General features: G+C 72.5%; 14 protein-coding genes. 13 read left to right on the forward strand and 1 reads right to left on the reverse strand.

The features are described 5' to 3' along the window. Window positions 1–230 precede the first annotated feature (230 nt). The 9 genes from ACIOGX_RS31130 to ACIOGX_RS31170 all read left to right on the forward strand — a co-directional run bounded on the left by ACIOGX_RS31130 (window position 231) and on the right by ACIOGX_RS31170 (window position 10,774). Window positions 231–2,234, forward strand: coding sequence for a tetratricopeptide repeat protein (locus ACIOGX_RS31130; RefSeq protein WP_401918300.1), 2,004 nt, complete (start codon window positions 231–233; stop codon window positions 2,232–2,234). Between the two features lie 174 nt (window positions 2,235–2,408). Then, a complete protein-coding gene (gene ald, locus ACIOGX_RS31135) occupies window positions 2,409–3,524 on the forward strand; it encodes an alanine dehydrogenase (protein ID WP_401917993.1) in 1,116 nt (371 codons plus the stop codon). A gap of 382 nt (window positions 3,525–3,906) precedes the next feature. Then, a complete protein-coding gene (locus ACIOGX_RS31140; protein WP_030354916.1) occupies window positions 3,907–5,028 on the forward strand; it encodes a ParA family protein in 1,122 nt (373 codons plus the stop codon). Beyond that, complete coding sequence (locus ACIOGX_RS31145; RefSeq protein ID WP_401918302.1) at window positions 5,025–5,627, forward strand: hypothetical protein; 603 nt, start codon at window positions 5,025–5,027, stop codon at window positions 5,625–5,627. Before ACIOGX_RS31140 ends, ACIOGX_RS31145 begins: the two co-directional genes overlap by 4 nt. 47 nt (window positions 5,628–5,674) lie before the next feature. Next, on the forward strand, window positions 5,675–6,817 hold the full coding sequence (locus ACIOGX_RS31150) for a segregation and condensation protein A (protein WP_401917995.1): 1,143 nt from the start codon (window positions 5,675–5,677) through the stop codon (window positions 6,815–6,817). A gap of 122 nt (window positions 6,818–6,939) precedes the next feature. Next, window positions 6,940–7,506 (forward strand): SMC-Scp complex subunit ScpB, encoded by a 567-nt coding sequence (scpB, locus tag ACIOGX_RS31155; protein WP_384769637.1) that lies wholly within the window; start codon window positions 6,940–6,942, stop codon window positions 7,504–7,506. Beyond that, window positions 7,506–8,711 (forward strand): pseudouridine synthase, encoded by a 1,206-nt coding sequence (locus ACIOGX_RS31160; protein ID WP_129770123.1) that lies wholly within the window; start codon window positions 7,506–7,508, stop codon window positions 8,709–8,711. Before scpB ends, ACIOGX_RS31160 begins: the two co-directional genes overlap by 1 nt. Window positions 8,712–9,014: 303 nt before the next feature. After that, on the forward strand, window positions 9,015–9,755 hold the full coding sequence (locus tag ACIOGX_RS31165) for an NUDIX domain-containing protein (RefSeq protein WP_356518606.1): 741 nt from the start codon (window positions 9,015–9,017) through the stop codon (window positions 9,753–9,755). After that, window positions 9,752–10,774, forward strand: a complete 1,023-nt coding sequence (locus ACIOGX_RS31170) for an ADP-ribosylglycohydrolase family protein (protein ID WP_356518605.1) — start codon at window positions 9,752–9,754, stop codon at window positions 10,772–10,774. The genes ACIOGX_RS31165 and ACIOGX_RS31170 overlap by 4 nt, the downstream gene beginning before the upstream one ends. Before the next feature lie 130 nt (window positions 10,775–10,904). On the opposite strand, the gene ACIOGX_RS31175 is transcribed toward ACIOGX_RS31170, so the two are convergent. Continuing rightward, window positions 10,905–11,588, reverse strand: coding sequence for a DNA polymerase beta superfamily protein (locus tag ACIOGX_RS31175; protein WP_401917998.1), 684 nt, complete (start codon window positions 11,586–11,588; stop codon window positions 10,905–10,907). A 175-nt stretch (window positions 11,589–11,763) separates the two neighbouring features. Between ACIOGX_RS31175 and aroH the strand changes: the two genes are divergently transcribed. From aroH to ACIOGX_RS31195, 4 genes are all read left to right on the forward strand, one after another. Beyond that, complete coding sequence (aroH, locus tag ACIOGX_RS31180) at window positions 11,764–12,126, forward strand: chorismate mutase (protein ID WP_356518603.1); 363 nt, start codon at window positions 11,764–11,766, stop codon at window positions 12,124–12,126. Beyond that, window positions 12,123–13,208 carry a prephenate dehydrogenase gene (locus ACIOGX_RS31185; protein WP_356518602.1) on the forward strand — a complete coding sequence of 362 codons (1,086 nt, stop codon included), beginning with the start codon at window positions 12,123–12,125 and terminating at the stop codon, window positions 13,206–13,208. The genes aroH and ACIOGX_RS31185 overlap by 4 nt, the downstream gene beginning before the upstream one ends. A 151-nt stretch (window positions 13,209–13,359) precedes the next feature. Next, window positions 13,360–14,073: a (d)CMP kinase gene (cmk, locus tag ACIOGX_RS31190; protein ID WP_401918000.1), complete on the forward strand. Its 714-nt coding sequence runs from the start codon at window positions 13,360–13,362 to the stop codon at window positions 14,071–14,073. 107 nt (window positions 14,074–14,180) lie between these two features. Then, window positions 14,181–14,768 carry a lysophospholipid acyltransferase family protein gene (locus ACIOGX_RS31195; RefSeq protein ID WP_401765058.1) on the forward strand — a complete coding sequence of 196 codons (588 nt, stop codon included), beginning with the start codon at window positions 14,181–14,183 and terminating at the stop codon, window positions 14,766–14,768. The last annotated feature ends 37 nt before the right edge of the window (window positions 14,769–14,805 follow it).

Here is a 14,805-nt window from a genome sequence, read left to right on the forward strand (position 1 = left end):
CGTCCGGTGCCGACGATCCGACGTCCGGGGCGAAGGACCCGGTGTCCGGGGCGGGCGGTCCGGAGTCCGGGGCGAAGGATCCGGCGTCCGGGGCGGGCGGGCTGCCGTCAGGGCCCGGAGCCGGCTGCCTCGCCCCGGTCGTTCCCGCCGACCCGGCCGTCCCCCCTCCGGATCTCTCGCGGCCCGTCCCGTCGCCGCCCTCCTCCGCCCGGACGGGTTCCGCCGGACGGCTGTCCGACGCGCGCGCCCCGCACCCGGGGCGGCCCGCGCACGACGGGGAGTTCTTCGGCAGGCAGCGGGAGATCAAGGCGCTGCGCGGAGACATCGAGCGGGCCGGGCTCAACACGCTCTCCGGCCGCAAGGAGCCGCGCGCCCGGGTGCTGCTGATCGCGGGCCGGCCCGGCTCGGGGCGCACCGCGCTGGCCGAGGAGCTGACCCGGCAGCTGCGCGACGGTTATCCGGACGGTGTCGTACGGACCCGGCTCACCGAGCCCGGCGGCGAGCCGGTGCCCACCGAGCGGACCGCGCGCGAGATCCTCGACGCGTTCGGCCTCGCCACCCCGCCGGGCGCGGGCGAGGACGAGCTGTCCGAGATGGTGCGCGAGACGCTCTCCGCGCGGCGGGTGCTGCTGCTCCTCGACGACGCCGTCGACGCCGAGCAGGTCGATCCGCTGGTGCCCGACAACCCCGGCTGTCTGGTGGTCGCGGTGGCGCAGGGCCCGCTGACCGGGATCCCCGACGTCCGGCCGTGCACGCTCGGCGGGATGGACGCCAAGTCCGCCATCGAGCTTCTCGGCACGTTCACCGGCGCCGTCCGGATCACCGTCGACCCGCAGGCCGCGGAGTCGCTCGCCGAGGAGTGCGGCGGCCAGCCCGCCGCGCTGGTGCTCGCCGGCGGGTGGCTCGCCGCCCGGCCCACCGCGTCCGTCGCCGATGTGACCAAACAGCTGCGGGCCCTGCCGCACGACTGGGACCGGCCCGTCGGCGACCGGCCGCTCGCGCGCGCCTTCCATCTCGTCTACGAGACGCTGCCGTCGCCCGCCGCCCGGATACTGCGACTGCTCGCGCTCGCGCCCGCGGGGCTCGCCGACGCGCACACCGCGTCCGCGCTTGCCGGCTGCTCGGTCTCGGCCGCCAGGACCACACTGGACGACTTCGCCGTACGGGGACTGCTCCGGGCGGTCGACGCCGAGCAGTACGAGGTGCCCGGCTGTCTGGTCCCGCTGCTGCGGCGCGTCATGGAGGAGCACGACCGGCCCGCCGAGGTGCAGCTGGCCCGCGCGCGGATGCTGGAGCGGAGCGTACGGCTGCTCTCCTCCTGCCGCGCCGTCACCGAACCCGACGGCTCCCCGGCGCGCAAGAAGCTGGCCGCGCTGCCCCGCGCGCTGCGCTTCCCGAACGCCGCGGCGGCGGCCGGATGGCTGGGCGCGCGACAGCCCGCGCTGCTCGCCTCCGCGCGGCTCGCGGTCGCCGACGGCGAGCTGGACACGCTGGCGAGGCGGCTGGTGGCCGCGCTGGTCAGGGCGCTCGCCGCGCACCGGGGCACCGAGGCCGCGGCGCCCGAGCTGTACGGGCTCCATCAGCTGGTGCTGGACATCGCCGAGCGGCGCGAGCTGCACCGCGAACAGGCCGCCGCGCTGCTGAACATCGGCGATCTGGACGCCAGGACCGGCCGTACGCAGGACGCGCTGGCCCGCTACCGCGCCGCGCTGGACGCCGGAAGGGCCGCGAACGATCTCTACGCGACCGGCCGCGCGATGGAATCCGTAGGCGGCGCCTACCAGGATCTGCGCGACTGGCAGCGGGCCGCCGACTGGTACGGCAGGGCGCTCGCCCAGCGGCTGAGCCGGGGCGAGCGGGCCGACGAGGCCCGGCTGTACGGCCGCCTCGGCACCGTCTTCACCTACGCGGGGCTGTACGGCGAGGCGCTGCGCAACTGGCGGGCCGCCGTGGCGGGCTACCGCAGGCTGCGCGATCTCCCGGGCCAGGCAAGGGCGTTGAGCGAGGCGGCCCGGGTCCAGGAGTACGCGGGCCGGCCGCAGGAGTCGCTGCGCACCTGCCAGGAGGCGGTCGAGTGGGCGCGGCTGGCCGGGGACGAACGGCTCCAGGCCGCGCTCCAGCTCAGGCTGGCCGACACCCTGGACCGGCTCGGCGACCCGACCGCGGCGAGGCTGCACCGGACCACGGCCGATCGTCTGCTGGAAACGGAGGGAAAACACCTACGAAATCCGTAGTGCTTCCACTGGTGATTGATGCTTTGCAAGGCTAGACACCGAGAAATCCTTCATTAGACTGGCTACGCCGCACCCCACCGCGGCGTCTTCCCGTGCGCCGTGTGCGCCCGGGTATGTATGGGATCGCCCCTGGACATCCCCGGACATCCCCTGAGCCAAGGACCGTGATCTGCCGTGTTGGTCGGTATCCCCCGTGAGGTCAAGAACAACGAGTTCCGGGTGGCCATCACCCCGGCCGGCGTCCATGAGCTGGTGCGCCAGGGGCATCAGGTCGTCATCGAGCGGAACGCGGGAGCGGGCTCCTCGATCACGGACGAGGAGTTCGCCGCGGCCGGTGCCCGGATACTGGCCACCGCCGACGAGGTCTGGGCCGCCGCCGATCTGCTGCTGAAGGTCAAGGAGCCGATCGCCGAGGAGTACCACCGGCTGCGCAAGGGCCAGACGCTCTTCACGTATCTGCATCTCGCCGCCTCCCGCGCGTGCACGGACGCCCTCCTGGACTCCGGCACCACCGCCATCGCGTACGAGACCGTCGAGACCGCGAACCGCGCGCTGCCGCTGCTCGCCCCGATGTCCGAGGTCGCGGGCCGGCTGGCGCCGCAGGTCGGCGCGTACCACCTGATGCGCTCGGCCGGCGGCCGGGGTGTGCTGCCGGGCGGCGTGCCCGGTACGGCGGCCGGCCGGGCCGTCGTCATCGGCGGCGGTGTCTCGGGGTGGAACGCCACGCAGATCGCCGTCGGCATGGGCTTCCACGTGACGCTGCTCGACCGGGACATCAACAAGCTGCGCGAGGCCGACCGGATCTTCGGCACGAAGGTCCAGACCATCGTCTCCAACGCCTTCGAACTGGAGAAGGCGGTCGTCGAGGCGGACCTCGTCGTCGGGGCCGTTCTCATCCCCGGCGCGAAGGCGCCGAAGCTGGTCACCAACGACCTCGTCGCCAAGATGAAGCCCGGAAGTGTACTTGTCGACATTGCGATTGATCAGGGTGGCTGCTTCGAGGATTCGCGGCCGACGACGCACGCCGAGCCGACGTTCCGGGTCCATGACTCGGTCTTCTACTGCGTGGCCAACATGCCGGGCGCCGTACCGCACACCTCCACGTACGCGCTGACCAACGCCACGCTGCCGTACATCGTGGAGCTGGCGAACCGCGGCTGGCTCGACGCGCTGCGCCGGGACCCGGCCCTCGCCAAGGGGCTCAACACCCATGAGGGCCAGGTCATTTACCGCGAGGTCGCCGAGGCCCATGGGCTGGATCACGCCGAATTGGCCGCGCTTCTGGGCTGATGTGTCAACTCGTCTCGTCAACATCGCGCCAGCGGCCGGATCTCGCGGAGCGAGGTCCGGCCGTACGCGTGTCCGGTGGCTGCCGAACGGCGGGTCAACGCGCCTCGAACATAACGCTTTCAACCGTTTCGCGCGTCGGCGGAACAGGCCGGGCATGCCTTGGTGAGAGGCTTGTGCGCCCTTGACAGAGAGGTGTTCCGTTGCCGACACATCGGGCCGGGTCCGGCGGATTGTGTTGCTGCGAAGCGGTGACACGCCATAGAGTCGCCAACCGTCGGCATGGTGCCACGCTGACCTATCGATAAGTTTCCTGGTCCCGTCCAAGGAGGTAAGACGACTTGTGAATGAGTCGACATTTACTCCCGGGGGTGGTCAACCAGGAATGCCTGTGAGGAGCCAGAGCCCGTCGTCCGGGCTCAAGGCTGTCGGCTCCGTAGCGGTCCGCACCTTCGCCACCCACCAGCACATGACGACAGCCCACCAGATGATGGACGGCCAACACGTGAACGCCATGGCCGGCAACGAGGGTGGCCGAGAGTCCACTCCATTCGCCGACTACGACGAAGTGCCCGAGGGGCACTTCTACGACCCCGACGCCGAGTACGAGCCCGACCCCGAGTACGCGGCCACCCTCGCCCCCGACGCGGCCCGCCAGCGTCGCGAGCGGATCGGCCCGACCGGGCGTCCCCTGCCGTACTTCCCGATCCCGGGCCCGCTCACCGACCACGGCCCCGCGAAGATCATCGCGATGTGCAACCAGAAGGGCGGCGTCGGCAAGACGACGTCGACCATCAACCTGGGTGCCGCGCTCGCGGAGTACGGCCGGCGTGTGCTGCTCGTCGACTTCGACCCGCAGGGAGCCCTGTCGGTCGGTCTCGGCGTGAACCCGATGGAGCTGGACCTCACCGTCTACAACCTGCTCATGGAGCGGGGCATGGCGGCCGACGAGGTGCTGCTGAAGACCGCCGTGCCCAACATGGACCTGCTGCCGAGCAACATCGACCTCTCGGCCGCGGAAGTGCAGTTGGTGAGCGAGGTGGCGCGCGAGTCCACGCTCCAGCGGGCGCTGAAGCCCCTGATGCAGGACTACGACTACATCGTGATCGACTGTCAGCCCTCGCTCGGTCTGCTGACCGTGAACGCGCTGACCGCCGCGCACAAGGTGATCGTGCCGCTGGAGTGCGAGTTCTTCGCGCTGCGCGGGGTGGCGCTGCTGACGGAGACCATCGAGAAGGTCCAGGAGCGGCTCAACCCCGAGCTGGAGCTCGACGGCATCCTCGCCACCATGTACGACTCCCGTACGGTGCACAGCCGTGAGGTCCTCGCGCGCGTGGTCGAGGCCTTCGACGATCACGTCTACCACACCGTGATCGGACGGACCGTGCGCTTCCCGGAGACCACGGTCGCCGGTGAGCCGATCACCACGTACGCCTCGAACTCCGTCGGCGCCGCCGCGTATCGCCAGCTCGCCAGGGAGGTGCTCGCCCGGTGTCACGCCGAGTGAGTCTGCCCGGGGCCGACGAGCTGTTCCGTACGACCGGCGGCATGGCGTTGCAGTCCTCCCCGCCGGCGGACCGGCGCAGGAACGCCAACGGCGAGCCCCGGGTGCCCGCTCCGGCGGGGGAGAGCGATCCTTCCGGCGAACCGGCGGGCGCCTCCTCCTCCACCGCGGTGGAGGAGCACTCCGCCGCCGGTACGGACGCCCAGGAGCCGTCCCGGAGCAGGACCGCCGACGCCGAGCAGGCGGCCTCCTCCGTGAAGGGGCGACGGCCGCAGGAGGCCGCCTCAGCGGCCTCCGCGGGCCAGGGGCAGGCACCGGGCCAGACGCAGTCCGCCGGGCCGCAGGGCGGGCAGCAGCGCCGCCGGGGACGTGGCGCCAACCGCCGCCCCAGCGGGCGCGAACGGCACGACGAGAAGATCACGGTCTATGTCTCGGCCGAGGAACTGATGGACCTCGAACACGCGCGGCTCGTGCTGCGCGGTGAGCACGGACTCGCCGTGGACCGCGGCCGGATCGTCCGCGAGGCCGTCGCCGTGGTGCTCGCCGACCTCGAATCGCGCGGCGACGCGAGCATCCTCGTACGGCGCCTGCGCGGGCGCTGAGGATAGCCTGCGCGGGCCGTCCCTCCGCTCCCGCACCCAGGACCTCGATGCCGCCCCCGCCCCCCGGTCTTCACCGCCCGTCCCGCCGCACTCTGGGCCGCGGGCCAGGGGCGTCGGCGCCCGAGCCGGTTTCCGGACCCGCTCCCGTATCCGTGCCCGTGCCGGTACCGGAGCCCGCACCGGAGCCGCCGCCGGAGCCCGCTGTCGCACCGGAGCCGCCGCCGGTGTCCGAGCCGGTGGCCGAGACTGCCTCCGCGCCGGAACCGGAGCCGGAGCCTTCGCCCGGGGCGGAGCCGGAGCCGGCGCCTTCGTCGGAGTCCGCGTCCGAGTCCGCGCCCGGTGACGGGCGGTTCACCGTACGGCTGGTGAACTTCGAGGGCCCCTTCGACCTGCTGCTCCAGCTCATCTCCAAGCACAAGCTGGATGTGACCGAGGTCGCGCTGTCGAAGGTTACCGACGAGTTCATGGCGCACATCCGTGCCATGGGACCGGACTGGGACCTCGACCAGACCACCGAGTTCCTGGTCGTCGCGGCGACCCTGCTGGATCTGAAGGCCGCCCGGCTGCTGCCCGCCGCCGAGGTCGAGGACGAGGCCGATCTCGCGCTGCTCGAAGCGCGGGACCTGCTCTTCGCCCGGCTCCTCCAGTACCGCGCGTACAAACAGGTCGCGGAGATCTTCAGCGAGCGCCTGGACGCCGAGGCCCGGCGCTACCCCCGTACCGTCGGGCTGGAGCCGCACCACGCCGCGCTGCTCCCCGAGGTCATCATCAGCATCGGGCCCGAGGGCTTCGCCCGGCTCGCCGTGAAGGCGATGCAGCCCAAGCCCAGGCCGCAGGTGTACGTGGAGCACATCCACGCGCCCCTGGTGTCGGTACGGGAACAGGCGGGGATCGTCGTCGCACGGCTGCGGGAGCGCGGCGAGATCAGTTTCCAGGCGCTCACCGAGGACGCCGCGGACACCCTCACCGTCGTGGCGCGCTTCCTGGCGCTGCTGGAGCTCTACCGGGAGCGGGCCGTCGCCCTGGACCAGGAGGAGGCGCTCGGCTCGCTCATGGTCCGCTGGACGGGCGGGGACGGTGACGTGGAGGCCGCCGTCACGGACGAGTTCGACCGTGAGTCCGGGCCGGCCGACGGAGCGGCCGAAGGAGCGGGCGAGGGAACGGACGAGAAGAAGAAGGTGACGGTGTGAGCGAGAGGGTGCGGGAACGGGAGCGGGAACGGGAGCGGGAACAGGCCAGGGCGCGGGCGGCGGAGCGGTCGTCGGGCGCGGTCGCGGACCTGGACCTCAAGCCCGCGCTGGAGGCGGTCCTCATGGTCGTCGACGAGCCCGCCACCGAGGACCATCTCGCCAAGGTCCTCGACCGTCCCCGGCGGGCCGTCGCCGACGCGCTGCGCGAGCTGGCCGACGAGTACACCGTGCAGGGGCGGGGCTTCGAGCTGCGGCTGATCGCCGGCGGCTGGCGCTTCTACACCCGGCCCGAGTACGCCGACGCCGTGGAGGCGTTCGTCCTCGACGGCCAGCAGGCCCGGCTCACCCAGGCCGCGCTGGAGACGCTGGCGGTCGTCGCGTACCGCCAGCCCGTGAGCCGTTCCCGGGTCTCCGCGGTGCGCGGAGTGAACTGTGACGGCGTCATGCGCACCCTGCTCCAGCGCGGGCTGGTGGAGGAGGCGGGCGCGGAACCCGAAACAGGTGCGATCCTGTACAGGACGACGAACTACTTTTTGGAGCGGATGGGCCTGCGGGGCCTGGACGAGCTCCCGGAGCTCGCGCCCTTCCTCCCCGAGGCGGACGCGATCGAGGCCGAGAGCCAGGAAGGCGTTCCGTCGTTCGATCCGGACGCCCCGGATACCCACGCAGACGACAAGACGGAACTTTGATGCGAAGCAACGGCAGGAACAGCGGCAGCGGCAACAGGAGCGGCGGAGGCGGGAGCGGCGGCGACCGGGACAACCGGGGAGCCGGCAGCGGGCGTGACGACGAGCGGAAGCGGCCGTCCCGACCCCGCCCCGAGGAGCGCCGTTACGACGTCGGCCGCTCCGGCCCCACCGGTGGTTCCGGCGCGTCCGGGGCACCTGCGGGCGCGCGCCGTTCCGGTGGCTCCGGGGGTTCCGGCGGTTCCGGGGGTTCCGCGGGCGGCTCCTCCGGCGGGGGCTCCCGCCAGGGCGGTGCCCGTGGCGCGGCGGCACGCGGCGGTGCCAAGGGCGGCCCCAAGCCTTCGCAGAGCGGTGGCCGCGGCGGTCCGCGGCGCGGTGCCCCGTCCCGTCCGCGCGAGCTGGACGCCAAGATCGAGCAGCGCAACCGCGACCGGTACGCGGACCGGCCCTCGGTCAAGACGCCCAGGACCAACCCGGGCGCCGAGCAGGAGGGCGAGCGGCTTCAGAAGATCCTCGCCCGCGCCGGCATGGGCTCGCGCCGCGCCTGCGAGGAGCTGATCGAGCAGGCCAGGGTCGAGGTGAACGGCGAGATCGTCCTCGAACAGGGCATGCGCGTGGACCCGGACCGCGACGAGATCAAGGTCGACGGGCTGACCGTCGCCGCGCAGTCGCATCTCTTCTTCGCGCTGAACAAGCCGGCCGGGGTGGTCTCCACGATGGGGGACCCCGACGGGCGGCAGAACCTCGGCGACTACGTCACCAATCGCGAGACCCGGCTCTTCCATGTCGGCCGGCTCGACACGGAGACCGAGGGCATCATCCTGCTCACCAACCACGGTGAGCTGGCCCACCGCCTCACGCACCCCAAGTACGGCGTCAAGAAGATCTATCTCGCCGCGATCCAGGGCCCGTTGCCGCGCGATCTGGGCAAGCGGCTGAAGGACGGCATCCAGCTGGAGGACGGCTACGCCAAGGCCGACCACTTCCGGGTCGTCGAGAACACCGGCAAGAACTATCTGGTGGAGGTCACCCTCCACGAGGGCCGCAAGCACATCGTGCGCCGGATGCTCGCCGAGGCGGGCTTCCCGGTCGACCGGCTCGTCCGGACGTCCTTCGGCCCGATCCCGCTGGGCGACCAGAAGTCCGGCTGGCTGCGCCGCCTCACCAACACCGAGGTCGGCATGCTGATGAAGGAAGTCGGGCTGTAACACACGCCCACGGCGTCTTCCCCGGACACGCCGGACATCGCGAAGCCCGCGGCCTGATGGCCGCGGGCTTCTCCCTTGTGCGTACGGCCTTCTCCCTTGTGCGTACGGCGCGTTCAGTTTTATAGTCAGCATGACCATTAAGGAGGTGGCCGTGCGTCGCGCGATCACGAGTCGGACGGCCGTGCGCGGGTACGGCCGGTGGACCTGGACCCACGGGGGTGGCCCAGGCTCCAGGCCCTGTCCGGTCGGCCTTCACGGGCCTGTGAGGACCGACCGGACAGGACCTCGGCCTCCGGAGCGGTCATGACGGCTCGGGGGCGGGTGCCGGGGGGCTACGACCCCGCCGCCTTCGAGCCGTTCGCGGTCACCGTCGATCTCGCCGTCTTCACCGTGCGCCTCGGCCGGCTGCACGTACTCCTCATCGAGCGGGGCGAGGAACCGTACCGGGGCGACTGGGCGCTGCCCGGTGGTTTCGTACGGCCGAGGGAGTCCGCCGGACAGGCCGCCCGCCGTGAACTCGCCGAGGAGACGGGCCTGTCGGCGCCGACCGCGGGCGCGCTCCATCTGGAGCAGCTGCGCACCTACAGCGATCCGGACCGCGACCCCAGGATGCGGGTGGTGTCCGTGGCGTACACCGCGCTCGTCCCCGACCTGCCCGAGCCGCGCGGCGGCGGGGACGCCGCACGCGCCCAGTGGGTGGAGTTCGGCGCCCGCGGGCCGCTCGCGTTCGACCACGAACACATCCTCGCCGACGCCTACGACCGGGTCGGCGCCAAGCTCGAATACACCTGTCTCGCCACGGCCTTCTGCCCGCCCGAGTTCACGCTCGGGGAACTGCGGCAGGTGTACGAGACGGTCTGGGGCGTGGAGCTCGACCGCCCCAACTTCCGGCGCAAGGTCCTCACCACGCCGGACTTCGTACGGACGGTGGAGGGGCCGCCGCGCCGGACGGGTGGCCGGGGGAAACCGGCGGCGCTGTACCGCGCGGGCCCCGCCACCACGCTGCACCCACCTCTGCTGCGACCGGAAGGACGGAAGGCATGATCATCGCGAGGGCCCAGACCAAACAGGCTGCCACGGGCTCGCTGATCGGGCTCGCGCTCGGTGACGCGCTGGGCTTCCCCACCGAGTTCAACGATGTGCCGTCGATCCTCGCCAAAAGCGGTCCCTGGCGCGAGATGGCGCTGCCGGAGCCCGCGTTCGTCACGGACGACACCCAGATGACGCTGGCGTTCGCGCGCGGGATCAGGACGGCGATGGACCGGGGCGTGCTCGGTCCGCTGCGGCTGGAGCGGCCGGTGCGCGACGAGTTCGTCCGCTGGTACCACTCCCCGGACAACAACCGCGCCCCGGGCAACACCTGTCTGACCGCCTGCCGGCTCCTCGACAGCGACCGCCCCTGGCAGCGGGCCAGCCAGACGCACTCCAAGGGCTGCGGCGCCAATATGCGGGTCGCGCCGATCGGACTCGTCCCCGGCCTCAGCGACGAACAGCGCGGCGGCGCCGCGCAGTTGCAGGCGGCGCTCACCCACGGCCATCCGACGGCGCTCGCCGCCTCCGACCTGACGGCCCGCGCGGTCTGTCTGCTGGCGCACGGCGGCGAGCCGCAGGCGCTGGTGGGCCAGCTGCGCTCGTACGCGTACGAGAACCGCGAGCGCTACTACCACCGCTGGCTCGGCGACCTCTGGACGCTCGCCGGCGATCCCACGCCCGAGACCTTCATCGCCCGGGGCTGGGACGAGTGCCTGGAGGCCCTGGAACGCCTCCAGGAGGCCCTGCGCGCCCCTTCCCCGGAGACCGATCCCTGTCTGGCCACCGGAGACGGCTGGATCGCCGAGGAAGCCCTCGCCACCGGCCTGCTCTGCTTCCTCCTCTTCCCCCAGGACCCGGTCACCGCCCTGCGCCGCGCCGCCTGCACACGAGGTGACTCCGACTCCCTCGCCTGCCTCGCGGGCGCGTTCGCGGGCGCCCATCTGGGCGCGGGAGCGTGGCCCCGGGAGTGGGCGGAGCGGATCGAATACCACGGCGATCTGATGGCGCTGGGAGCGCTCTGGGACTCCTGAGCCGCGTCCGTGGACCACACGTGTTCCGGGCGCCGTGCTTCAGGGCTCCGGTGTTCCGGAGCACTGTGTTCCGGAGAGCTGTGTTCCAGAGCGCTGTGTTTCGGAGGGCCGTGTTTCAGAGCGCTGTGTTTCAGAGCGCCGAGGCGCGGCGCACGCGGGTCAGGAAGTCCTCCACGCGCGCGTGGTCCGGGTCGGCCGGCAGCGGGGAGCGGGACACCGCCTCGTCGGCCTCGGCGACGAGGCGGGTCAGCCGGCGCTCCACCTCCGGCCACGGGACCTCGCCCCGCTTGACCGCCAGCAGGTGGTCCCGGTTCCGGCCGACGTCGACCACCAGGGTGCCCGTACGCAGCAGATCCCGGCAGGAGGCGAGCAGCCGCAGCAGATGCATGGCGTGCTTCCAGCGCGGGGCGCCGTGCACGCGTACGTCCGCCTCCAGCTTCCGGCGCTGGCCCTCGGCGTAGCGGACGAACGTCCGGTGGGCCCGCCGGGACAGGAACGCGTCGCGCAGGGCGAGCAGTTCACGGCCGGTGTCGTCGATCCGTTCGACGAGCGGGGAGTGCAGACACTCCAGGATATTCGGGTTGGTGCGCAGGGCGAGGGAGCAGAAGCGCTCCAGCTCCCAGGAGAACTGTTCCGGGGCCGGGCCCTCGACATGGGCCGGCGGTTTCCCGAAGCGCCAGAAGAGCGGGGTCGGGGCGAGGAAGACACCGCGCCGGTCGGTGTCGCTGTCCTCCGTCGCGAGTCCGAAGGCGCGCGAGCCCATCACACACGCGTAGACGGTGTGTTCACGGACGAGCGCTTCCGGCGAGGTCATGGGGGAGAGGCTACGGGGGCACCGGGCAGGGGGCCGAGTGGTTTTCCGGCGTCCCGGCGGGCCCGCTCGCGCCGGGGCCCGGTGGCCCGCCCGCGCCGGTGGGAAAGGTCGCCGCGCCCCCGTTCCGCGCGGCTGACTACCCTGGGACGAGCACTCGATCACTGAGGAGAACGTCGTGGCGGTACGAGCGGTGCGCGGAGCGGTCCAGCTGGAGCGGGACGAGGCCGGGCACATGGACGACCAGGTCAGGCAGCTCCTCACGGCGATCCTGGAGCGCAACGCGCTCACCGCGGACGATCTGATCAGCATCTGGTTCACGGCCACGCCCGATCTGCACAGCGACTTCCCGGCCGCCGCGGCCCGCGGGCTCGGCATAGTCGACGTCCCGCTGATCTGCGCTCAGGAGCTGGCCATCGAGGGCGCCCTGCCGCGCGTCGTCCGTATCCTCGCCCATATCGAGTCCGACCTGCCCAGGGCCGAGATCGCTCACGTCTACCTCGGCGCCGCGGCCACCCTCCGCAAGGACATCGCCCAGTGAGAACCGCCGTCGTCATCGGTACGGGCCTGATCGGCACCTCGGCGGCGCTGGCCCTGGCCGGCCGCGGGGTCACCGTCCATCTCAGCGACCACGACCCCGCCCGCGCCAGGACCGCCGCGGCGCTCGGCGCGGGGACGGACGAGGCGCCCGAGGGCCCCGTCGACCTCGCGATCATCGCCGTACCGCCCACGCATGTCGCCGCCACGCTCTCCTCGGCGATGCGGAACGGCATGGCCCGCGGCTATCTGGACGTGGCCAGCGTGAAGGGCGGCCCCCGCCGCGAGCTGGAGGCGCTCGGCCTCGATCTCACCGCGTACATCGGTACGCACCCCATGGCCGGCAAGGAGCGTTCGGGACCGCTGGCCGCGACCGCCGATCTCTTCGACGGGCGCCCCTGGGTGCTGACCCCGACCCGGGACACCGACACCGAGGTGCTGAACCTCGCCCTGGAACTGGTCGCGCTGTGCCGGGCCGTGCCGGTGGTGATGGACGCCGACGCGCACGACCGCGCGGTCGCCCTCGTCTCGCACACCCCGCAGCTGATCTCGTCGATGGTCGCCGCCCGTCTGGAGGAGGCCGACGAGACGGCCGTACGCCTCTGCGGCCAGGGCATCCGCGATGTCACCCGGATCGCGGCCTCCGACCCCGGGATGTGGGTCGAGATCCTCTCCGCCAACCCGGGCCCCGTCGCCGACGTACTGGCCGGGGTCGCCGCCGACCTCGGTGAGACGGTCGAGGCGCTGCGCGCGCTCCAGTCCTCGGACGCGGAGAAGCGGCGCGGCGGGGCCGCCGGGATCGAGGACGTCCTGCGGCGCGGCAACGCGGGACGGGTGCGGGTGCCCGGGAAGCACGGCGCCGCCCCCGCGACGTACGAGGTCGTGGCCGTCCTCATCAGCGACCAGCCGGGCGAACTGGCCCGTATCTTCGCGGACGCGAGCCGCGCCGGGGTCAACGTGGAGGACGTACGGATCGATCACGCGACCGGGCAGCAGGCGGGTCTGGTGCAGCTGATGGTGGAGCCGTCGGCGGCCCCGGTGCTCTCGGCGGCCCTGCGGGAACGCGGCTGGTCGATCCGGCAGTAGTCCGACAGCAGTCCGGCGGCGGTCACGCGAGGTGGCCCGCGTCCCGCCGAACGGGTGCATTCGGGGTCCTGAGTACTCGGTAACCTTGTGCGGGGGCGTATGTGCGTCCCCGCACATCCACCCCCATGAACCAGGAAGGTGTCCGACCCCCGTGGACAACGGAGCAACCCCCGCCCGGACCGCACCGGCCGCTGTGATCGTCGCCATCGACGGGCCCTCCGGCACGGGCAAGTCGAGCACCTCCAAGGCCGTGGCCGCCCAGCTCGGGCTGAGCTACCTCGACACCGGCGCGCAGTACCGTGCGATGACCTGGTGGATGATCACCAACGGTGTCGACGTGTCGGACGGCGCCGCCGTCGCGACCGCCGCGGACAAGCCCGTACTGGTCTCCGGGACGGACCCGGCCGCCCCCACGATCACCGTGGACGGGGCGGACGCCTCCGGTCCGATCCGTACCCAGGAGGTCACCTCCAAGGTGAGCGCGGTCAGTGCCGTGCCCGAGGTGCGGACCCTCGTCACCGAGCTCCAGCGATCCATCGCCGCGGCGGCCGGGAACGGGATCGTGGTCGAGGGCCGTGACATCGGTACGACCGTGCTGCCGGACGCCGACGTCAAGATCTTCCTCACCGCGTCCCCGGAGGCCCGCGCGGCCCGGCGCAGCGGTGAGCTGAAGGGCAAGGAGGCGACCGATGTCGCCGCCACCAAGGACGCCCTGGTCAAGCGGGACGCGGCCGACTCCAGCCGTAAGGCGTCCCCGCTCGCGAAGGCCGCCGACGCGGTCGAGGTGGACACCACGGAGCTCACGCTCCAGCAGGTCATCGAGTGCGTCGTGACCCTGGTCGAGGAGAAGCGGGCCGCGAAGTGAGCACACCGTCAGCGCCGGCGGCCAGAGCCGCGTCACCGAAGGACGCGGCCCCGGCCCCGGCCTCGGAGAAGGGCGCGGCGGTCGGGCGCGGCATCGGCATCGGGCTGATGTACGGCCTGTGGCGCCCGCGGGTGCTGGGCGCGTGGCGGGTTCCGGCGGACGGCCCCGTCATCCTCGCCGTCAACCACGCGCACAACATCGACGGCCCGATGCTGATGGGCACCGCGCCCCGTCCGGTGCACTTCCTGATCAAGAAGGAAGCCTTCATCGGCCCGCTCGACCCGTTCCTGCGGGCCATCGGGCAGCTGAAGGTGGACCGCACGGTCGCCGACCGCACCGCGATCACCGACGCGCTCGGGGTGCTCAGGGGCGGCGGCGTGCTGGGGATATTCCCCGAGGGCACCCGGGGCGAGGGAGACTTCGCCTCACTGCGCGCCGGGCTGGCGTACTTCGCCGTACGGTCCGGGGCGCCGATCGTGCCGGTGGCGGTCCTGGGCAGTACGGAGCGCCGGGGCCGGCTGATACCGGCGCTGCCCCCCTTGCGCAGCCGCGTGGATGTCGTCTTCGGCGACGCCTTCGAGGCGGGGGACGGCACCGGACGGCGGACCCGCAAGGCGCTGGACGACGCCACCGCCCGGATCCAGGAGCGGCTGACCGTCCACCTGGAAAACGCCAGGCGCCTGACCGGGCGCTAGCGAACAGCTGAGTACTTGAGTAGTGCGCCGCGGCATG

The organism is Streptomyces sp. NPDC088147, assembly GCF_044741565.1.
GTDB lineage: Bacteria > Actinomycetota > Actinomycetes > Streptomycetales > Streptomycetaceae > Streptomyces.

Excerpts from the sequence above, each read along its gene's own strand:
- ACIOGX_RS31170 (WP_356518605.1), top strand. The coding sequence starts at position 9,752 with ATGATCATCGCGAGGGCCCAGACCAAACAGGCTGCCACGGGCTCGCTG.
- ACIOGX_RS31165 (WP_356518606.1), top strand. The coding sequence starts at position 9,015 with ATGACGGCTCGGGGGCGGGTGCCGGGGGGCTACGACCCCGCCGCCTTC.
- ACIOGX_RS31150 (WP_401917995.1), top strand. The coding sequence starts at position 5,675 with ATGCCGCCCCCGCCCCCCGGTCTTCACCGCCCGTCCCGCCGCACTCTG.
- ACIOGX_RS31195 (WP_401765058.1), top strand. The coding sequence starts at position 14,181 with ATGTACGGCCTGTGGCGCCCGCGGGTGCTGGGCGCGTGGCGGGTTCCG.
- ACIOGX_RS31140 (WP_030354916.1), top strand. The coding sequence starts at position 3,907 with ATGCCTGTGAGGAGCCAGAGCCCGTCGTCCGGGCTCAAGGCTGTCGGC.
- ACIOGX_RS31175 (WP_401917998.1), bottom strand. The coding sequence starts at position 11,588 with ATGACCTCGCCGGAAGCGCTCGTCCGTGAACACACCGTCTACGCGTGT.
- ACIOGX_RS31160 (WP_129770123.1), top strand. The coding sequence starts at position 7,506 with ATGCGAAGCAACGGCAGGAACAGCGGCAGCGGCAACAGGAGCGGCGGA.
- scpB (WP_384769637.1), top strand. The coding sequence starts at position 6,940 with ATGGTCGTCGACGAGCCCGCCACCGAGGACCATCTCGCCAAGGTCCTC.